Genomic DNA, 21,340 nt, shown 5'->3' with positions numbered 1-21,340 from the left:
CCTGCCGATGACCATCGATCCTTATTCTCCGTGCCCCGGCGGCACCGGCAAGAAAATCAAGTTTTGCTGCGCCGATTTGGTTCACGAATTGGATAAGCTGCAGCGAATGATCGACGGCGACCAACGCGTCGCCGCACTCGATTATGTCGCCAAGCTCGATGACAAATACCCCGGCCGGGCCTGCTTGCTTTCCACTCGTGCGACGCTCGAAACGGTGCTCGGCAAGAGCGAGGCATCGGCGGCCACGCTCGCGACATTTCGCGAAAAACATCCGGAAAATCCGATCGCGCTGGCCGAACTCGCCGTACTCCAGGCGTCCGGAGAAAAGCCGGCCGACGCCATTCCGACGCTCGAAAAAGCGTTGGCTCTGTGCGGGCAGGAGCTTCCCTCCGCGCTCTACGAAGCCTATGGAACCGTGGCCGAGCATCTGGCGGACCACGGTGATTTTCCCGCCGCCCAAGCGCTGGCCTGGTTCCAGCTTTGTCTTTCGGGGGGCGACGACAAGCACGCCCTGCAGCATTGGGCCGCGGTCGAAGCCGAACCAAGCATTCCGCTGTTGCTCAAAGTGCCGAAAGAACTGGTTTCCACGCCGTTCGGCGCACCGTGGAAATATGAATTCGAGGTTGCCCTTGAAAAGGCTCGCCAAGGGCAATGGCATACGGCGGCCGAAAAATTTGCGGCCCTCATCCCAATTGCCGGAAGATCGCTCGCCTTGTGGCAAAACCTCGGCCGCCTGCGGGCGTGGATCGCGGACTATCTGGGAGCAGCCGAGGCCTTTCGGAATTGTGCGGCGCTGGACGTGCCGCTCGACGATGCCGTCGACGCGCAAGCGACAGCGATTGTCTTGGAAACACATCACCGCGCGCTGCATCCGGCAGACCATCCTGCGAGCCCTGCCGATCAAATCAAACTGTCGTATACGGTGAACGATCAAGGCCAGCTCGAAGAGCGGCTTGCCGCGGACCGGCGGATCGAGCAGCTACCGATCGATCCTCGCCGCTGGCGCGAAGTAACCGGCGATGTTGCGGACGATGAGCCACCGCCGCGGGCCGCCTTCATGCTCCTGGATCGGCCTCTTCCGCCTTCGGCCGAAGCGCCGCGAGAACAGATCCCTTATGTGCTCGGCACGGCTTTTCTGTTCGGCCGACAAACCGATCGAAGCGAGCGTGTCGAACTTCTTTGCGAACGATCCGATCTTGCGGCCGCGCGCGAAATACTCGGCCAAATCGCCGGGGACGCCCTCGGTGACGCGACGGAAAATCTGTTTTTGCAAAGTCCCCTACGTGAAGCAAGGCTGCGCCGGCCATTGCGGTTTCCCGTCGAAATTTCGCCCGAGCGACGATTGCAATTGGAGCGGGAAGAAACGATGCACCGCGTTCTGGATGTTTGGCCGGATCTACCCCTGGTTGAGCTGAATGGCCAAACTCCGCGGCAAGCGGCATCGGTGCCCGGGTTGCGAATTCGCGTTTTGGCGCTCGTCCTGCTAGTGGAACTCGACGATAGTCTCGATTCCGAAGAAGATCTCCCGCGCCGTCTGCGCGAGCGGCTGGGCTTGCCACAGCCTGCTACGGTCGATCCCAAGACGGTCAATTTTGCGGAATTGCCACGCACCCGTCTTTCACGGCTGCAAGCCGATCAACTGAGCGACGACGAGTTGCTGCAATGCTACCGACGGGCGAAGATTCCGCGGCACCCCCGGGCGCTGGAATTGTTTGCTCAACAAATCGTCGGCCGAGAGTCGCTTGCCGGCCGCCCCGAGGTGGTCGAAGCCTACAGCGTTCTGTTTACCGCCGCGCGGGATTCAGACGCCGGATTGGCAGTTGTCGAGCAAGGCCGCGCCGCCGCCCAACGGGCGAAGCAATCCACAGCGGCCTGGGATCTGGCTGAGCTTCGGCTCCGCTTCCAGCGCCGAGAGGCCGACGACGTTACCCGCCTGACCAATCACTTACAGCGTGAACACGCACGGGAGCCCGGCGTCGCTGAAGCCTTCATGCAACTGCTCTACGAACTTGGGCTGATTGACGAGCATGGACGCCGGATCGGTCGCTCCGACCCGCAGGGCTCGCCGATTATCGTGCCGGGGGCGGCAGAGCCTGGAAAGATTCTTGTTCCTGGAGGAGAAGCCGCGGTCGCCGCCGGCGGTGGTTCCAAACCCGTGATTTGGACACCCGGCATGGATTGAGTTTTCTCGATGCACTAGCCATCGGCGCCGCAGCCGATCGATCCGCTCCCGCCTAGGTTCGGCCGAAAAATATCTTCTCCGCAGACGCCTCTCCCCTTGCGGGAGAGGGAAGGGTGAGGGATTCGAAAAGCGGAAGTTATTTTTCGGCCGAGCCTCGGCAACCACCCGAATAATTCCTTTGGAATTCAATGTCGCAGGACGAATTCGATTTGTGGCACATGGGTCGGGCGCTGGAATTGGCGGCGCGCGGCGAAGGTTTTGTCGAACCGAATCCGATGGTCGGCTGTCTGCTGGTCGGGCCCGACGGCAGCGTGGTTGGCGAAGGATGGCATCAGCGCTTCGGCGGCGACCATGCCGAAATCGAAGCCTTGCGAGTCGCTGGGGCTCGAGCCCGCGGCGCCACCGCTTATATCACGCTCGAGCCGTGCTGCCACACCGGCAAGACGCCCCCTTGCACTCGCGCTTTGATTGCCGCGGGCGTTCGCCGCGTCGTCGGTGCGATGCTGGATCCTTTTCCTGCCGTTGCTGGCCAGGGGTTTGCCGAGCTCACAGCGGCCGGGATCGAAATTGAAGTCGGATTGTCGGAAGACGCGGCCCGAACCTTGAACGCACCGTATCTCAAGCGATTGAGCGTCGGGCGACCGTGGCTGATTGCCAAATGGGCAATGTCGCTCGACGGCAAGATCGCCACGAACGCGCGCCAGAGTCGATGGATCACGGGCCCCTTCGCCCGGCAAATCGGCCATCGCTTGCGGGGCCGCGTCGACGGAATCCTTGTCGGCCGGGGAACGGCCTTGATCGACGATCCGCTGCTCATCCCCCGACCGCCCGGGCCACGGCGTGCGACCCGGATCGTGGCCGACACGCGAGCTTCGTTGCCGTCGGCAAGCCAATTAGTCCGCACCGCTCGCGATGCGCCCCTCTTGATCGCCGCGGGGCTCGAATCGAGCACCGCGGACCGGCGGCGGCTCACTGACGCCGGATGCGAGGTGTTCGTCTGCGACGGCGCATCGGCCGCGGACCGGTTGCAATCACTGCTCGACGAATTGGGCCGCCGCCGAATGACCAACGTTTTGGTCGAGGGGGGCTCGCAGCTTTTGGGCAGTCTTTGGGACGCCAATGCGATCGATGAAGTACACGTCTTCATCGCGCCAAAACTGATCGGCGGCAGCCACGCGCCAATGCCGCTCGCCGGTCGGGGATTGGCGAATATCGCCGATGTTCTGCCGCTAATCGATCCAAAAACTCAACTCGCCGGCGACGATTTCTACATCACTGCCCGCGTTGGCCGCGCCCATCGCTAATCCCTCACCCTCACCCTCACCCTCGCGCTCACTTTCACGCTCACCCTCACCCTTGCCTTCCTCCATGCCCGAACCACGCAAAGGCTCGCTGCTCGTTATTTTTTTGGCCGTGTTTATCGACCTGCTCGGCTTCGGAATGGTCTTGCCGCTGTTGTCGATCTACGCCCGTGATTTTGGCGAGGCCAACAATGGAATGGTGATTGGGCTGCTGGTCGCCAGCTTTTCGGCGATGCAGTTTATCTTTTCACCGATGTGGGGCCGGCTCTCCGATCGGATCGGCCGCCGGCCCGTGCTGATGATCGGGCTTGCCGGATCGGTGGTATTTTACACCCTGTTCGGGTTGGCCACGGTGTGGCGGAGCATCGCCTGGCTGTTTGTTTCACGGATTGGAGCGGGCATTGCGGGGGCAACCATCACCACGGCCCAGGCCTACATCGCCGATGTCACGACGCTGGAAAATCGCGGCAAAGGGATGGCGCTCGTGGGAGCCGCGTTCGGCTTGGGATTTACCTTCGGTCCGATGTTCGGAGGATTAGCGCTGTTGGGCAACACAAGCAATCCCCGCCCGGAACCCGGCTATGCAGCCGCAGCGCTCTCCGCTTGCGGCTTGCTCTTTGCCTATTTCATGCTTCCCGAATCGCTCAACCCCGAAAGCAAATCGGCCGGGAAGCGGTTGTTCGACTTCGGAGCTCTGCGCACGGCTCTAAAAATGCCTTCGGTCGGTCCGCTGTTGCTGACATTGTTCGTCTGCATCCTGGCATTCGCCAACTTCGAAACGACGCTGCCCTTGCTGCTTTCCGGTGGGCAGAACGATCCCGTCGCCACGGCAAATGCCTCCGAATCGCGAGCCCTTGATGCTTTGGTGCCTGTGGAATCGCGATTGAAAACAAGCCCGTTTCATTTCGACTTGAAACAAGTTCTGCTCACTTTTTCGTACATCGGTTTCACGCTCACGGTGGCGCAGGGCCTGTTCGTGCGCCGGCTGTTGGGCGTGATCAGCGAGGGAACCATGGCGGCAATCGGCGCGCTGACCGACATCCTGGGCTTTGTTGCGCTCGTCGCCGCGATCCAGACTTCGAGCAAGCTGGGGCTTTTTGGCGCGGTAACGCTCATGGTATTTGGCTTCGCCATGATGATGCCGTCGCTCAATTCCCTGATCTCGCGCCGCAGCGATCCGGCCAAGCAAGGCAGCATCTTGGGCATCGGCCAGAGCGTTAGCGCGCTGGCGCGAATCTTGGGGCCCATGCTCGGCTTGCCGCTGCTCGAGCAAACCATCTTTTTGCCGATCGTGTTGCCCTACGTCGTCGGAGCCGTATTGATGGCCGTCGGTTTGTTGATGATCATCACCTCGGCCCGCGGCGGCCACGACTACGGCGCCGCCGCCTCCGGTTCACTCGGTCCGCAGCATTAATTGCCGCGAGTCCGGGAGCCCGAAGCGCTACCTCTCGGTGTTCTCCGTGCCACGAACACACGAATTCCTCCTAAGAAGCGACGAAAGTGTCTTTATCGTAGTAGGCACACTCCGTGTGCCGCCCGCGCACCGCGGCGCATTGCGCACAGAGCAGCGCAGACGGCACACGGAGTGTGCCTGCTACTTTGCTTGCGGCTTCCGCCGCGCTGTGACTCTGTGGCTCGCCGTTCGCGCGTCTGCCGGCAAAATTGCCGCGGAACTGGTCAACCGATAAAGCCCGATCTAAATGAGACGCTACACTAGCAAGGGTGTCGGCTTTTCGCATCGCTCTACGTTCTCGCCCTGCCGTAGCTTGTATGCTGGCCGCCTGCAATTACCCTAAACCGCATGTGCGCGATTCCTCACTCTGCAACCGCCGCCGACCCCGCTCGTCCCGACGCCGATCGCTGGCTTTGGTGCCTTGCGATTTCGGCAGCCGTTCTCGGATCGTTGGCGCTGACGAAATTCATGGAATTAAATTCGATCGATGCGTGCCTCCAACGTGCCGCGGTGTCGGCCGTCCAAGAAGCGGCGGCTCCACGGGCCAGCCGCACCAGCATCACTATTGCCGCGCAGCGATCGCTTGCCCGCGATGGCTGCGGTGCAGTCTGTTCCAACCTCGATCTTCGGATTAACGATCGCCGAGCTACTTCGCGGTGGATCGATTGCGGTAGCGGCGATACGATCAGCGTGACGCTGACTGCCGCCCCGCCTTGCCTGATCGCCGATCTGTCGCGATTGCTCGGCATCGGCCTGGAGCATTCGCTCATAACCACCACGGCCATGGTGAAGCGGCCGTAAGGATCGCCTTCCTGATGGACGGGGATGGCGACGCGGGGTAGATTCGTTGAATGGCGCTTGCCATTGGCAATCACGACGGATGCTTCCTCCCGCAATCAACGCTCTTCGGAGAAACCCATGCCGAACCACGATTCCGATCGATCGCCCGACGTCAGCGAATCTTCGGCCGTCAGCCGCCGTGCCTTGTTGGCAGGCGCTGCCGGGCTCGCGGCCAGCGTGGGTCTCGGGCGATCCGCCCGGGCCGCCGGCGCCGCATCGCAACCAACGACTCCCGATGAGGAGCCAGCCGCCGGCGCGGATTACAAGATCGTTGTATCGAACGGCCGGCTGAACCAATCGGTTGTGTGGTGGTGTTTCCAAAAGTCGCTGTCGATCGAAGCCCTTGCGGCCGCCGCGGCTCGGATGGGGCTGAAGTCGGTCGAATTGGCCGGTCCGGAGCTTTGGCCGGTGATCAAGAAGCACGGTTTGATTTGCGCCATTTCGCCGAGTCATCCGTTCACCAAGGGCTTTGCCCATAAGGAAGAGCACGAGCAATGTCTCGCCGCGCTGCGAAAGAGCATCGACGCTACTTCGGATGCCGGCTTTCCCAGCGTGATCACATTCTCCGGAATGCGCCGCGGCATTTCCGACGGCGAAGGCGTGGCCAACATGATCGCGGGCCTGAAACAAATTGCCGGCTACGCCGAGCAAAAGAAAGTCACCGTCTGCCTGGAAATGCTCAACAGCCGGGTCAACGTGGAAATGAAAGGGCACCCCGACTACTTTTGCGACCAGATCGAGCGATCCATCGAAGTCGTTCGCGGCGTCGGCAGCCCGCGGGTGAAATTGCTCTACGACATTTATCACGTGCAAATCATGGAAGGCGACGTAATCTCGCGAATCCGGCAGTTCAAGGAATACATCGGCCATTACCACACCGCCGGCGTTCCCGGCCGCAACGAACTCGACAACTCGCAAGAAATCAACTACCCGCCGATCATGGAAGCCATTGTCGCGACGGGCTACAAAGGCTACGTGGGCCAAGAGTTCATCCCGGCCCACGCGTCTGCCCTAGCCGGCTTGGCCGAAGCAGTTCGCCGCTGCGACGTTTGACATTGCTGTGGCTAGGAGCGATTTTTGAGCGATCGCGACGAACTGCTGCAGCAGGTGTTGGCTTTGCCGCCGGCTGATCGTGCTTTTCTGACGCCTGCCTTGGAGGAGAGCCTTTGGCCTGCGATTCCGCAATCCGGTGACGCAGCCGCGCCGCGGGCGTTGGTGGTCCGCCGCCCTCGCCGCGCTATAATTTCTCGAGACGATCGAGAATTTTGCGGCCTTCGCCAACGGTGCGGCTTGGATGACTTCGCTGATTCAACTCACCGAATGCGGATTCTATTGCCCTGCGGGTGATTTTTTCGTCGATCCTTGGAAGCCCGTTGCTCGGGCGATCGTGACGCATGCCCATAGCGATCATGCCCGGCCCGGCTCGAAATCCTACCTGACGGCTCGCGAGGGGACCGCACTGGTTCAGGAGCGTGTCGGCGCCGAGTCGCCGGTCGAAGGGCTCGAATATGGCGAGACGGTTCAACTCGGCGGCGCGCGCGTTTCGCTGCATCCGGCCGGCCATATTCTCGGCTCGGCGCAAGTGCGAATCGAAGCGCGAGGCGAAGTGTGTGTCGTTAGCGGCGATTACAAGACCGTCGCCGACCCGACTTGCCGGCCTTTCGAAGCCCTGCACTGCCACACCTTCGTCACGGAATCGACATTCGCACTGCCGATTTATCGTTGGCAGGCGGAGAGCCGGATTTTCGAGAGTCTGCATGCCTGGTGGCGGCGAAATCAGGAGCGAGGACGGACAAGCGTCGTCTACGCGTATTCGCTCGGAAAAGCGCAACGCGTGCTCGCGGGGCTTGATTCATCGATCGGCCCGATCCTGGTCCACGGGGCCGTCGATCGGTTTCTACCCCACTATACCCGGGCGGGAGTGCGCCTGCCGCCGACCGACCGTGCGACGGTCGAGAACAGTCGGCCGGCCCGCGGTCGGGCAATCGTGATTGCCCCGCCTTCGGCCGCAAATACACCATGGTTGGCAAAATTCGGCGAAGTGTCGTCGGCCATGGCTTCGGGCTGGATGCAAATCCGCGGACCGCGTCGGCGGCGAGCGCTCGACACGGGCTTCGCGCTCTCCGACCATGCCGATTGGAATGGCTTGCTCGGCGCGATCGCCGCCACCGGCGCCGAGGAAGTTTGGGCCACGCACGGTTATAGCGGCGTGCTCGTGCGCTGGCTCAGCGAGCAAGGGCTGCGAGCCCGGGCAATTCAAACCGCTTTCGAAGGCGAAGAAGAAGCTGAGCCCCTCGCGGCCCGAGAAGACGCGGCGGCAAACGAGGAATTTGTTGCGCAAGCAATTCCGACCCATGAAACTCCGAAGGAAACCGCGGCCGAGGATTAGGATCTTGCCGGTCGATCGAGCAAAAGAATAATGCGCCGCTTCACGAAGTTGTTTTACGAACTCGATGCCACGACGCGCACTTTGGAAAAGGTGCGGGCCCTCGAGTCGTATTTCGCCGCGGCCGAGCCCGCCGATGCCGCCTGGGCGTTGTTCTTTCTCACCGGTCGCAGGATCAAGCGCGCCATAACGACGCGGCTGCTCCGGGCATGGATTGCCCAAGCAGCGCGGATACCGCTTTGGTTGGTCGAAGAATGCTACGATGCGGTCGGCGATCTTTCCGAAACGCTCGCGCTGCTGCTACCCGATGTCGAGGAGCCCAATGCAAGTGGATTTGCGGAAAATTCGCTGGGCAACGGCCAAGGCACGAATCTGCCGCTCCACCGGCTGGTGGAAGAGCGTGTGCTGCCGATACGAACGCACGATACCGCGGGCCAACATGATCTCGTTGTGCGCACTTGGCATGAACTCAACGCGGCGCAGCGACTGGTGTGGCACAAACTGATTCTCGGCGAACTGCGGATCGGCGTGGCCCGAACGTTGGTTGTGCGAGCATTGTCGGCGGTCGCGAACGTAGCCGTCGCGGAAATGGCCCATCGCGTGATGGGAAATTGGGAGCCGACAAGCGCCGATTACCAGCGATTGATCGGCGGCGAAGGCCATGCCACGCCCGGTCGGCCCTACCCGTTCTTTCTCGCCCATCCGTTGGAGTCGCCGCTTTCCGACCTGGGAGACGCCGACGAATGGCAGGTCGAATGGAAATGGGACGGAATACGTGCCCAATTGCTTCGCCGGCAAGGAGAAGTGCTGATCTGGTCGCGAGGCGAGGAATTGCTGACCGATCGATTCCCGGAGGTGCTTGAAATTGGCCGGCTGCTGCCGGATGGCACCGTCCTTGATGGCGAAATTCTTGCTTGGCGCGACGGTCGCCCGCTATCGTTCGCAGTGCTCCAACGCCGGATCGGTCGCAAGACCGTCAGCGCGCAGTTATGCGCCGCTGCGCCGGTGGCGTTCATGGCTTACGATCTGTTGGAATCCAGCGGCGAAGACATTCGCTGTCGGCCACTTTTCGAGCGTCGGCGATGCTTGGAAGAACTGGCGTCGCGCTTGCCGCCGCACGAACGATTTCAGTTATCGAGCATCGTCGAATTCGACGGCTGGGACGCTCTGGCGGCGTTGCATTCCGAAGCAAGATCGCGGTCCGTTGAAGGGCTCATGCTCAAACGGCGGTCGGCGCCTTATGGCGTCGGCCGGCCGAAGGGCGTGTGGTGGAAATGGAAGTCGCAGTCGCTTACGATCGATGCCGTGCTGATCTATGCGCAGCGCGGTCATGGCCGCCGCGCCGGTTTGTATACGGATTACACATTCGGCGTTTGGAACGACGCAGTTCTCGTCCCGATCGCCAAGGCCTATTCCGGCCTGACCGACGAAGAGATTCGCGAGGTCGATCGATTCGTGCGGCAGCATACGCTCGACAAGTTCGGCCCGGTGCGAGTCGTCGAACCGCGGCTGGTTTTTGAACTTCATTTCGAGGGCGTCCAGATTTCCAATCGCCACAAAGCGGGCCTTGCGGTGCGCTTCCCGCGGATGGCCCGCTGGCGGCACGACAAACCGGCGCGCGATGCCGATTCGCTTGACACGCTTCGCTCGCTCGCACGGCAGACAGCCACGTCGCTAGCGCCGCCACAGCACGCGGATCCCCAACTGAGATTGCTCCCATGATCGCGCCTCGCAGCGACAAATCGCGAAAGGCCGCTCTTGGAACCGGCGGCATCGACGCATGGTTTGCGGGCCGGTCGTGGCAGCCAGCGGATTACCAGCGCCGCACTTGGGCCGCGTATTTGAACGGCCGGAGCGGTGTGGTGCAGGCTCCGACCGGCACCGGCAAATCGTATTCGATCTGGATGGCCGTGCTGCAAGAATGGCTGAATGAGCATCCCGATCCGGCTGCTTGGCCAAACAATCCGGAGGCGTTGCGAGTCCTTTGGATCACTCCGATGCGGGCGCTGGCGAACGATCTGGTTGTGTCGCTGCGAACTCCAGTTGCGGACATGAAATTGCCTTGGACCGTCGATCTGCGCACCGGCGACACCTCGGCCGCCGATCGTCGCCGTCAGCGAGATCGCTTGCCGACCGCGCTCGTCACCACGCCCGAGAGTCTTTCGCTTATGCTTTCCTATCCCGACGCGGAATCGCGGTTGCGGGGAATGCGCTGCGTCGTCGTCGATGAGTGGCACGAACTGCTCGGCACGAAGCGCGGCGTGCAAACGGAGCTTGGATTGGCGCGGCTTCGAACTTGGAACCCGAATCTCCGCACATGGGGGCTTTCGGCAACGCTCGGAAATGTGCGGCAATCGGCCGATGTTCTGCTGGGCGATTTTCACCCTCGCGAGGTACGGCGCGAGGCGGAGGAGATTATCTCCGGTTCGTCGGATAAGGAAATCGAAATTCGCACGATCTTGCCCCGCGATATCGCGCGATTTCCTTGGGCCGGACACCTCGGACTGCGCCTTTTGCCGCAAGTCGTCGAAGCGATCGAGAAAGCCGGTACGACGCTGTTGTTCACCAATACACGTTCGCAGGCCGAAATCTGGTTTCGCGCGCTCCTGGCGGCCAAACCGAAATGGGCTGCTGAACTGGCGGTGCATCACGGCTCGATCGATCGCGACTTGCGGTCCTATGTCGAGCGGCGATTGCGCGAGGGAACGATTCGCTGCGTGGTCTGTACATCGAGCCTCGATTTGGGAGTCGATTTCTCGCCCGTCGATCAAGTGATTCAGGTCGGCAGCCCGAAAGGGATCGCGCGGCTTTTGCAGCGTGCCGGCCGCAGCGGGCATCGGCCGGGGGCCGTGAGCCGCGTGTTGTGCGTGCCGACGCATGCGTTCGAACTCGTCGAATACGCGGCTGCCCGAGCCGCAGCCTTGGCCCTCGATATCGAAGATCGCACGCCCGTCGAGTTGCCGATGGATCTGTTGGTGCAGCACATGATCACGATGTCGCTCGCCGGCGGGTTCGTCGAGCGCGAACTGTTCGACGAAGTGCGCACGGCATACGCGTTCCGCAACCTCACCGGCGCCCAGTGGCAGTGGGCGCTCGATTTCGTGGTTCGCGGCGGACATTCGCTGCGGGCCTATCCCCAATACAGCCGTGTCATGCCACGGGGCGACCGGTTCGAGCCGTTATCGAATCAAGTGGCCCGATGGCACCGCCTGTCGATCGGAACCATCACGAGCGATGCCGCGGTGCTCGTCAAGTTTCTCAGCGGCAAATCTCTCGGCACGATCGAAGAGTCGTTTATTGCCCGATTGCGCCCCGGAGATTGCTTCGCATTTGCCGGCAAGACGCTGGAGTTCGTGCGGGTCCGGGATCTGACGGCCTATGTCCGCAAGGCGAAGAAAGCGAGCGGCATCGTGCCGCGGTGGGATGGCGGCCGGTTTCCGCTCTCTTCGCAAATGGCGGCGGCGGTCCGCCGGAAATTCGTCGCCGCGCAGGCAGGGGAATTCGATGACCCAGAGATGGAAGCGGTTCGGCCTGTGCTCGAAGTGCAACGCGCATGGTCGTATCTGCCGGCAGCGAACGAGTTGCTGATCGAAGAATCGAAGATGCGGGAAGGCCATCAATTGTTCATCTATCCGTTTGCCGGGCGCAGCGTGAACGAAGGCCTCGGCATGCTGTTGGCGTATCGAATCGCGCGCCAATCGCCGGCTTCGATCACGGTCACCATGAACGACTACGGCATCGAGTTGCTTTCGAGCGTGCCGCTGTCGTTCGACGAGCCGCAATGGCGACGGTTGCTTTCGACCGAGGCCTTGCTCGATGATCTGCTGGCTTGCTTAAACACATCGGAGCTGGCCCGACGGCAATTTCGGGATATTGCCCGCGTCGCAGGGCTTGTATTCAGCGGCTATCCCGGCGCGCCGCGGAGCGTTCGACAATTGCAGGCTTCGAGTGGGTTATTGTACGATGTGTTTGTCGAGTACGATCCGGAGAATTTGCTGCTCGCGCAAGCGCGGCGCGAGGTGCTCGTGCAACAGCTCGAATCGAGCCGCCTGCATGCGGTGCTCGAGAGGATCGCGGGGATGGCGCTTTTGATCACGGTCACGCCGCGATTGACGCCGCTCGCATTTCCGCTGTGGGCAGCCCGCATTCAGACATCGCATCTCAGCACGGAGCGATGGACGACCCGGATTGAACGCATGGTTCAGCAATTGGAAAAGGCCGCGATGGCGGAGGTCGGTTAGGGCGAATAAGACGTTCCGAGGGCGCGACGAACAGCCATCTACGCCTTCGGCCGCCCGACACCGCTTTGTTCGCAACCGAAACACGGATGACCGAACCGATCGAGCTCGAGCAACTCGGCGAACCGCTCTTGTTGCTCCCTGAAAAAGCGATTTACCGGCCTCGCCTGCGCACCCTGTTCGTCGCCGATACCCATTTTGGCAAGGCGGCGACGTTTCGGCAGTCTGGTATCCCGATCCCGCAAGGCACGACGACCACGGGTCTTGCCAGGCTTTCGGCCGTCGTCGAGCGGACTAAGGCGGAGCGGCTCGTGATTCTCGGCGATTTCTTCCACGCTGCCGCCGGCCGAGCTCCCGCCACCCTTGCAGCAATCGGCGAATGGTTTCGCTCGAACCGGCAGTTGACTGTCGTATTGGTGCGCGGAAATCATGATCGCCACGCCGGTGACCCGCCAAACGACTGGCGGCTCGATTGCCGCGACCAACTCGTCGAACCGCCGTTTGTCTATCTTCATGAGCCGGCCGAGCATCCGGCAGGCTTCGCACTCGCTGGCCACATCCATCCTGGAATCGCGCTCTTCGAGGGGTTCGGGCCACCGGTCAGGTCGGCATGTTTCTGGTTCTCGAAACATTGGGCCGTGTTGCCAGCCTTTGGCAGTTTCACCGGCTCGGTCAGGATCGATCCGGCAGCCGACGATCGGGTTTTCGCCGTTGGTGAAAATCGAGTAATCGAGGTGCCGCACCGACCATCTCCGCGTTTGAAACGCGATGCTCGCTGAGCCGTTCAGTCGTTCGCGGACTGAATCCCTGCCGCCGAAAACAATCGTAACGTGCAGCTCGGCCTCACTGCTCCAGATTGATCCGTTGGCGAAAAAAACCATTCCGGCCCAATGAGTTGTAAGCTGTGGAACGCGGTTTGCAACCTGCAAAAGTTGCGTATTCTATCTTTCCTGTTTATAGTTCGTATATTGCGCAAACGATTTATCATCCTCATTCTTCCTTGTTGTTGTTAGCTTAATCCTAGTCAATGCGTGCGCTGGAGCTCAACCACCAGCCATCCTCGCCTACCGACAAGTCAGGGGTACCTGCCATGCGATTCGCGTTTGTAGTCCATCCGCTCTCGGAGCAGACCAAGGCGCTGCTGCAATGGGACGAAGGCGGCAACCTACGCCGGCGGTGGGGTGGCGATCTGATGGAGTTTTGCTCTTACCTGCATCACCAAATCACGCAGCGCTCCATCGCCAAGCAGCAATTGCCCTCCGTTCGGGTGATTGATGAGTTGCTCGGATTAGTGAGCAGCACGGGCGCGACGGCCGAGGGCCGGCTCTACGAAATTCCGCTCGACGCCGAAGAGATTCTGGCCGATCCGGTCCATGCGATGGATTATGTCGCCGAGGCGACTCAGATGGCCGCCGATTGGGGCGCTGAAATTGTCGGATTGGGTTCGATGACCGGCGTCATCGGCGGCCAAGGCACTTGGTTGGCCGAGCGTGCCCCGATCGCCGTGACCACCGGCAACAGTCTGACGGTCTATGCAGCGTTGCAAAATCTGCACCAAGTCTGTGCCGAAACCGACCTCGACTTGAAACAAGCCGCGGTGGCCGTCGTCGGCGTGCCCGGGAGCATCGCGGCCGCGGCAGCCAAAGTCTTGGCCGGCCAATGCGGCAAACTACTGCTTGTTGCTCGCCGGCCGACCGCGCGAGCCGAAGAATTGGCCGAACAGCTCGGCGCCGAATTGCTGTTCGACATCCCGCACGCGCTCGCCCGATCAACCGTCGTGTTGTCCGCCACGTCGACCGGGAATTGCATCGATCAGCATCTGCTACGGTCGGGGAGCATCGTGGTGGATGTGGCCGTTCCGACCGATGTCCGCGGTTCGGCCGCGTTGCGCCACGATGTGCTGTTCATCACCGGCGGTTTGTCGCGCGTTCCAGAAACGATGCCACTCGATTCGATGTTCCTTGGATTTCATCATGGCATGATTCCAAGCTGCTTGGGCGAAACGATGGTTCTTGCCCTGGAGCAGCGAGCGGAGTGCTATTCGCTAGGTCGGAACCTCGACGCAGAGAAAATCAACCATATCGGCACTCTCGCTGCCGGGCATGGCTTCGATTTCTCGCGGCTTTATTCGTTTGGCCAACAGATCGAGCCGTCGACATTGATCCAATATCGCAAGGTTGCCGCTCAGCGCCGCCGGAAAAGATTGAAAACAGCGGACAAATCAACTGCCAATGGAAACCGGTCAGAAGCAACAGCGAATGGCCACACCTCAAGTCGCCGCGTCGAGCGGCCGGCAAATGGACACGCCAATGGCAAGCTGGGCAACGGCAAAGCGGTCAGCGGCCGTTCCCCGGAGCAGCAACCTCTCGGCGGTGCGGTAAACGGTCAGGCCGGCGGTGATGGCGAGCAGCATGGCATGCCGTCGACCACGGTCGCCGCTCTATCCGCGCGTGCCGCTCGATTGCACGAGCGCTATATCAATCCTGTGCTGATCGGCGTCGGCGGGAAAAACAACTTCACCAAGACGTTCGTTCGCGGCGAGGGGAATTATGTGTGGGACGCGGCCGGTCGGCGGTACCTCGATTTGGTTGCTGGCTTCGGTTCGCTGAATCTTGGGCACAATCATCCCCGCGTCGTGGCCGCCATTACCGCGGCCCTCGCCGCGCAAGCGCCGGGGTTTGCACAGGCTTCGGTCAATCCACTCGCCGCGGCGCTCGCCGAGCGACTGGCCGACATCGCGCCGCGAAATCTGGAAATGGTGTTTTTCGCCAACAGCGGCACGGAAACCGTCGAAGCAGCTCTGAAACTCGCCCGCATCGCCACAGGCCGGGCCGGATTGCTTCATTGCGAAGGATCCTTTCACGGCAAATCGCTCGGTTCGCTATCGGTCACGGGCAATCCCAATTATCAGAAGCCGTTCGGCCCATTGGTGCCGGAATGCAAGGCGGTCCGATTTGGGGATCTTGAGGCGCTTGAGCGGGCCCTGGCGAGCCGCCAGTTTGCGGCTTTCATTGTCGAGCCGATTCAGGCCGAAGGTGGCGTGATCGTCCCGCCGGAAGGATATCTGCGCGAGGCGCAGGAACTCTGCCGCGCCAGCGAAACGTTGCTGATCGTCGATGAAGTTCAAACTGGCATGGGCCGGACCGGGGAAACGTTTGCCGTCGAACACGACGGCGTCGAGCCCGACATCATGACGCTCGCCAAGAGCCTTGGCGGGGGGCTGATGCCGATCGGGGCAATGCTTTGCCGCCGCGATTTGTGGCACCACGCCTACGGCACCTTGCAGACATTCGCGCTCCACACAAGCACGTTCGGCGGCGGCAGCTTGGCCTGTGCCGCCGGCTTGGCTGCGATTGCCACGCTCGAAGAAGAAAATCTCGTCCAGCAAGCCCGTGAGCGCGGCCAGCAGCTTCTTGAGGGCCTGTCGAAAATTTGCGCCGAATGCGATTTGCTCCGGGAAGTGCGCGGCCGCGGCCTTCTGCTGGGTCTGGAATTCAACCCGCTCCCCGATACGATCGTTGCCCATTGGCGGCAAATGCAATCGCAGGGGATGGGCTATTTTCTCGTGCCGCAAATCGACAAACTGGTCGAATCCGTGCCGTCGATGTATGCCATGCAGAACCTGTTGAACGAATTCGGCATCTATACACAGGTGGCTCGATCGAATCCGCTCGTATTGCGAATCCAGCCGCCGCTGACGATCACCCACGATGAAGTCGACACGGTGCTGGCGGCGATTGCCGAAGTCTGCTTCGAACTGGACCACAGCAACAAGATCTTCGACACGATCGTGGTCAAATCGACCCTGGGCGAGCACACGCGAGCAAGCGAGCTTCCGCCCCTTCCCGCACACACACATCCCCGAAAGGGATCGAGCGGCTCGCGCGATCATGCCGAGCCTGTCAGCGCTCCACGCGAGTCGGCGCCGAAAGGCAGTGGTCGGGAATAACATCCCCCAAGCACAGCTCGCCCGCTTGCGGTCAGGCCGGCGGCTTTGTCCGCGACCGACGCACTGTCTTCGTGGCCGTCCATTCCTTGGTCAGCGATTCGAACACCTCGGGCGATTCGTAGCGAACGACATTCTTTCCTTCGGGCATCGGCCCGATCAGCCCGCGAAACACCGGCAGGCCGCGAAGGCCCAGGTCGGTGCTGCAATCGTCGACGCCGATTTGAGTGTGCAACCGGACGAGCGGCTCGGATTGATGATAGTCGCGGATTCGAAGTTTGCCGTCTGCGCCCCGGGTGACCACGCGGTAGGTATCTTTCGCCATTACAGTCTCCTCTCCGTCGAATACGGAAGTTAGACTCGGTTCATGGCCGGCACTGCCGTGCAAGCCGGGCGGGATCCCTCCGCGGAAATGTGGCCCTCCTTGGGTCCAGCGGCGATAAGCAATTCGCTGCGCTCACAGCGCGCGGCTGATTCAACTCGCCAAGCCAATCATCGGCGAGGATTCCTCGATGGGGCTCAGAATTTTTCGCCGCCCATCATCCAGCATGCAACTGCAAGAATCGCTAAACCCGCTTCGCCGGGCAAAAGCCAAAGCGGCGGCGCTCGATGCCACGCCGTTGAAACGGCGGCGCCAATGAAATCTCTACGCCTTTTCCACCGCGGACGATGCCCTTTCCGATTGTTCGACCGTTGCCGCGTGGGAGGTTTGTAGCAACACTTCCAGCACGGCGCTCAAGTCGGTGCTCGTCAGGATTCCGACCAGTTTGTCGTCGGCCAAAACCGGCAGGCAACTGATTCCATGGGCGAGCATTTCCGTGGCGGCGAGCAATAGCGCCTGATCCGGCCGCGCCGTCAGAAGATCGGCGCTCATGATCTCGGCCGCCGCGATCCCGGCCAAGACCTCTGGATCGGGATACCGGCCAGGTCCGAAGCACCGCAGAACGTCGCGATCGCTCACCAGCCCGAGCAATCGTCCGCGCGAATCGGTTACCAGCAGATGGCGAAATTCCTTGGCGTGGAACATTCGCACGACATCGAGCACGCTGGTGCTGGAAGCGATGCAGGTGGGCGCCGGCGTCATGACGTCGCGAACGCGCAGCCTTCCCTGTCCGGCGCACCCGCCGCACCAACGCAGGGCGTCGGCAATTTGAATCCGTTTGACATCCAATCGATGCATACGCCGAAACCTTCGCGGGCCAGATTTCCCGAAGAATCGTTCTATTCTCGACAAACCTACGTCATGCTTCGCACTCGGCAAGCGCTTCGCAGCCGCCTCCCTGCCTGTGGTGCAACGCATACGTGCCAATCGCCCTATCGATCGAAGGCCGAGTGTCGCAGTTGGCGAAAATGGCCGTTTGACCATTGCCCGGAAGGTGCTATAATCTGCTTTGCTCGGGCGCGAAGGCGCCCTGAAGCTCATGCCGCGGGGTGGAGCAGTCTGGTAGCTCGCGAGGCTCATAACCTCGAGGTCACAGGTTCAAATCCTGTCCCCGCCACTTGTTTTTGTGGTAGCGAAAAGTCGCTACCCACGGGTTATACGAAAAGCCAAGGTCTCCGGGCCTTGGCTTTTTGCGTTTCAACGCCCGAACTCGCAAGGGTTTGCGTGCCGGATGGCCGTCTCAAACTCTCCCTCCGTTTCGCGGGCGCGCCATGCCTTGTCCGCAGTGGCGTTGTTCTGCGGGGCGGCGATCCCGAGAAAATCTCTCTTGTCTCTGACTCTCGCCCCGCCTGGGTTAACGGTTGTTGTGTTCGCTCAATCTTCCTTTTTCTCAGTGTCTGAGTCGACTCACGTACTTGGCTGTGGTACCGATGGCCGTGGCCACTGCTGGCTGCCGAACCGAGACATTGGTAGGCTGACTCCACGGCTCATCGCTGAACTAGTCGATAACCTCGCAGTCGCGCCCGCAACCGCCATCTCTATGCCTCTTCTTTCGCAATGAAATTGTCAAATAAACATAAAGCCGTACAGCTCTTGACATCCTTCTCGGGTTTCGCAGCCATCGGCTGCTTGCTCGTCGCACTTTCAACATTCCTCACTTGGCACATAGTCCCCATTTTCGGTGTACAGCTTCCCGTCAGCGGATTTTGGAGTAGTGTTCAAGGAAAGGTTGTGTTCGGAATCTTTGTTGCATTAGCACTGTTTTTCATTCTGACATATTCCGCGAAAGCGGTTTCGCTCTGGCGGCCGCTGGTGCTCGCTGGCGCGTCGATCGCCCTAATCTGCTTTTGGGTTTGGCATGTTTGCTTTGAGCTGAGTGGGAGCGAAACGGTTACGGTGAACGGCGCACCAAGCACCAGGCCGATTGTTGTCTCGCTGGGCGAAGGGTTCTATGTAACCGGCGCCCTCGCGCTCGCACTCCTTTTTCTCAGCGCAATTCAGATTCGGCTTTCGCTCATTAATCGCGACACTCCGAAACTGTGATTTCGCAGTCACGTCGGCTGGGCTCGACTTACAATCCAAAATCGGAGTCCTGCTAAACTCTCGAAGAACGCGCAAGTTGATCGCCCTAATAAAGCCGCGCCGCATTCAAGGCGTCGACTACTGTATCGACGATGTGAACTGTTGCGAAGATGCCGACGGCGTGGGCGCGTATCGCATTGCGGTCGAGGGATTGGGCGTGGTGCAGAGCGTCGAGGTAGGTCGCCAGCGCGGATGCGTCGTCGTCGCTGACGATGCACTGCTGGCCCGGCGGAAGGCGATCGACGAGGATGCCGGTGGTGCCATGCTCGACGAATGCAGCGCCGGTGCGGACGCCGACCGTTGGGCATCCGGCAAGGAGAATCTCTTGCAGCGCCAAAGGTCCGTGGTCGTCGTCTGCCAGATAGGCGCAGGCTCGCGAGCGGCGAGCTGCTTCAAAGAGTTGCTCGCGGCAGTAGGTGCCATAATGAATCTGCACGTGCCGCGGAAAAACTTCGGCCAAGTGTTCCAGCAATTGCGGCCGATGGCCGTTCTTGCCGTAAATCAGCAGATCGTATTGGTCGCGCAACGGCTCGCCGGGCCACGGATCGATTGGATACGGCCATAGTACGATCGGCGATTGGTTTGCCGGGTCGCGATGCTTGGCAATGAGATCGCGATACCAGGCGCTGTGGCAAAACATGGCTCGGCAGTTCGCGGCGTCGAGCAAGGCGCACTCCTCCTTGTCGATGCGCGGCGAACCAGATGAAGTGAAGAGCAAGTTCGGCCCCTGCACGAACGGCTGGCCTTCGGCGTCCCACCACATCGCGTAGCGGCGGTCGTCCCAATGCCAGAACCACGGGAGTGCGCCGCGGCTGACCGGCAACGAGCGGATCGAGAGCCAGTCGAGGCCGTCGGCGATTCGCTGCCGCAGGGCTTTTTGCAGGGCGTACATACCGTTCGTCGGGCCGTCGCGCCCGGGTGCGTCCATCGGCCCGATCAACTCGACCGGCATCCGTCCGTCGCGCGGCTCGACGGCCGGCCCGAACTCGAACCGCCGAATCACCGGCCGCTGGTCCCAAGCGGTTTCCCAGCCGATGCGGAGCGAAACCGGTCCGCTTTCATTTCCGTCGCTCGATTGCTTCAGGAGCCGATAGCCACTCTCGTCCATGTAGCTAAGGTGGTAACTGCCGTTCTCGTAGCGATAGATGTAGAACGGCGCGGCGAATTGGCACGGATCGCATTGCGCGACGCCGGCCGCGTTTAGTCGCCCCGCCAGTTCTTGGTCTTCGCCGTTATTGAACGGCCCGTACCCGCGCACGCGATGGAACGCCTCGCGGCGAAAGGCCCAGCCGCCGTGATAGAGTCCGCCGGTTTCGCATTCTTTCAAACGGTCGCCATGTTCCAGCAGGACACGGCTCGGTCGCGACCACTCGGCTTGCTGCAGTGCCTTGGCCTGCGAACTGAACCAATGGGGCAGATAAATATCGTCGTCGTCCGCGACCAGGAAGCCGGCTATATCGGGCGAGGCCAGCGCCGCGCAGGCGTTGCGCTTTTCGCCGAGCGAGTTGAAACGGTGCGGCACCGAGATCAGCCGCCAGCCGTCGCCGGTCTGGTTCGCGTATTGGCCGGCGTCGTCCAGGATGACCAACTCTCGCCGATCGCTGGGATAATCCTGGCGCACGAACGATTCGATCAGATGACCGAGCGTCGCAGGCCGCAGGTAGGTGCAGCACAAAGCGGCTAGTTTCATGGCTTTTTTCTGACGCCTCATGCCAGGGCCGCCTCCGCTTCGGGAACCGCGGTTCCGACCGAGGCAAATAGCCTCTTCCAGCCGGCCAAAATCGCGTCAGGGTTGGCCAGGGTCGCGACGAGGCGCTCGTGGGCCGCATGGGCGATCCGCCCGCGAAGGTCTTCGTCGTGGGCCAACAGGGCGACGTAGTGGGCCAACTCGCAATCGTCGTCGCCGAGAAACCCGGTGACGCCAGGTTCGATCATTTCCCGCCAACCCCAGGCGTTTTGGGCCACGATCGGCACGCCCGAGGCCATCGCCTCCAACCCGGCCTGCGGCCAGTTCTCGCGGGCCCCGCCGTTGACCGGCAGCGTGCAATGAATCGTCCCGAAGAATTGCTGAGCCGAGATCGCCATTGGCTTGAGACAATCGGCCCAGGCCGGCGGCGTGCCGAGCTTCTCGTGCGTCCGGTCGTCCATGCCGAGCATCAACGCCCGTTTGTTCGCGTATTGAATCCGCTGGTAGATCGGCCAGGTGTTGCTTGACCACTTGTCCGTGTCGGGGCGGGCGACGCGGCCGACGACGAATGCTTCTCCCTTTGCATGCGGCCGCGGGCGGAATTGCCAATCGTCCACATCGAACGCGCCGCGAATCAGATGGCCCGTCGCCGGGTCGTAGCCGAACGGCGCAAGCTGCGGCTCCAGTTCGGATCGTTGGAATTCGGATTGGTAGACCATCGCCTCGGCCGGCCCGGATTCGGCGAAGAATCGTTTCTCGTGGTCGAACATGAACGTCATGCAGTTCACCCACACAATCGGGCAGCCCAGCGCGCGGAACCGATCGGCGTGGCGAATAAATTGG

At 61.5% G+C, this 21,340-nt stretch carries 15 protein-coding genes and 1 tRNA gene; 12 read left to right on the top strand and 4 right to left on the bottom strand.

The genetic code is table 11. The features are described from left to right. Positions 1–7: 7 nt before the first annotated feature. From VHX65_06740 to VHX65_06695, 10 genes are all read left to right on the top strand, one after another. Positions 8–2,182 (top strand): hypothetical protein, encoded by a 2,175-nt coding sequence (locus tag VHX65_06740; GenBank protein ID HEX3998227.1) that lies wholly within the window; start codon positions 8–10, stop codon positions 2,180–2,182. Between the two features lie 188 nt (positions 2,183–2,370). Continuing rightward, on the top strand, positions 2,371–3,486 hold the full coding sequence (gene ribD, locus VHX65_06735; protein HEX3998226.1) for a bifunctional diaminohydroxyphosphoribosylaminopyrimidine deaminase/5-amino-6-(5-phosphoribosylamino)uracil reductase RibD: 1,116 nt from the start codon (positions 2,371–2,373) through the stop codon (positions 3,484–3,486). Positions 3,487–3,550: 64 nt separating this feature from the next. After that, positions 3,551–4,897 carry an MFS transporter gene (locus VHX65_06730; protein HEX3998225.1) on the top strand — a complete coding sequence of 449 codons (1,347 nt, stop codon included), beginning with the start codon at positions 3,551–3,553 and terminating at the stop codon, positions 4,895–4,897. A 387-nt stretch (positions 4,898–5,284) separates the two neighbouring features. Continuing rightward, positions 5,285–5,737 carry a hypothetical protein gene (locus tag VHX65_06725; protein HEX3998224.1) on the top strand — a complete coding sequence of 151 codons (453 nt, stop codon included), beginning with the start codon at positions 5,285–5,287 and terminating at the stop codon, positions 5,735–5,737. A 117-nt stretch (positions 5,738–5,854) separates the two neighbouring features. After that, complete coding sequence (locus tag VHX65_06720) at positions 5,855–6,829, top strand: TIM barrel protein (protein ID HEX3998223.1); 975 nt, start codon at positions 5,855–5,857, stop codon at positions 6,827–6,829. 241 nt (positions 6,830–7,070) lie between these two features. Then, complete coding sequence (locus VHX65_06715; GenBank protein HEX3998222.1) at positions 7,071–8,165, top strand: ligase-associated DNA damage response exonuclease; 1,095 nt, start codon at positions 7,071–7,073, stop codon at positions 8,163–8,165. 30 nt (positions 8,166–8,195) lie between these two features. Next, on the top strand, positions 8,196–9,884 hold the full coding sequence (locus tag VHX65_06710) for an ATP-dependent DNA ligase (GenBank protein ID HEX3998221.1): 1,689 nt from the start codon (positions 8,196–8,198) through the stop codon (positions 9,882–9,884). Continuing rightward, the gene (locus tag VHX65_06705; protein ID HEX3998220.1) at positions 9,881–12,403 is read left to right on the top strand and encodes a ligase-associated DNA damage response DEXH box helicase; all 2,523 of its coding nucleotides are present in this window, start codon (positions 9,881–9,883) and stop codon (positions 12,401–12,403) included. Before VHX65_06710 ends, VHX65_06705 begins: the two co-directional genes overlap by 4 nt. A gap of 86 nt (positions 12,404–12,489) precedes the next feature. After that, positions 12,490–13,179 (top strand): ligase-associated DNA damage response endonuclease PdeM, encoded by a 690-nt coding sequence (pdeM, locus tag VHX65_06700; GenBank protein ID HEX3998219.1) that lies wholly within the window; start codon positions 12,490–12,492, stop codon positions 13,177–13,179. 311 nt (positions 13,180–13,490) lie between these two features. Further along, positions 13,491–16,349, top strand: coding sequence for an aminotransferase class III-fold pyridoxal phosphate-dependent enzyme (locus VHX65_06695; GenBank protein HEX3998218.1), 2,859 nt, complete (start codon positions 13,491–13,493; stop codon positions 16,347–16,349). Positions 16,350–16,380: 31 nt separating this feature from the next. Here the strand turns inward: VHX65_06695 and VHX65_06690 are convergent, their stop codons facing one another. Continuing rightward, positions 16,381–16,671, bottom strand: coding sequence for a hypothetical protein (locus tag VHX65_06690; protein ID HEX3998217.1), 291 nt, complete (start codon positions 16,669–16,671; stop codon positions 16,381–16,383). A gap of 321 nt (positions 16,672–16,992) precedes the next feature. Next, positions 16,993–17,526 (bottom strand): CBS domain-containing protein, encoded by a 534-nt coding sequence (locus VHX65_06685; GenBank protein HEX3998216.1) that lies wholly within the window; start codon positions 17,524–17,526, stop codon positions 16,993–16,995. Positions 17,527–17,771: 245 nt separating this feature from the next. Between VHX65_06685 and VHX65_06680 the strand changes: the two genes are divergently transcribed. Further along, positions 17,772–17,845: transfer RNA gene (locus VHX65_06680), tRNA-Met, on the top strand. Positions 17,846–18,285: 440 nt separating this feature from the next. After that, complete coding sequence (locus VHX65_06675) at positions 18,286–18,771, top strand: hypothetical protein (protein HEX3998215.1); 486 nt, start codon at positions 18,286–18,288, stop codon at positions 18,769–18,771. Positions 18,772–18,856: 85 nt separating this feature from the next. Here the strand turns inward: VHX65_06675 and VHX65_06670 are convergent, their stop codons facing one another. After that, a complete protein-coding gene (locus VHX65_06670) occupies positions 18,857–20,500 on the bottom strand; it encodes a glycosyltransferase (protein HEX3998214.1) in 1,644 nt (547 codons plus the stop codon). A 17-nt stretch (positions 20,501–20,517) separates the two neighbouring features. Further along, on the bottom strand, positions 20,518–21,340 hold an 823-nt coding region (locus tag VHX65_06665; protein HEX3998213.1), incomplete at its 5' end, for a glycosyltransferase.

This window comes from Pirellulales bacterium, from assembly GCA_036267355.1.
Taxonomy (GTDB): Bacteria; Planctomycetota; Planctomycetia; order Pirellulales; family DATAWG01; genus DATAWG01.
Note: the sequence above shows the minus strand (reverse complement) of the source record. Positions and strands in the feature narration are given on the sequence as shown.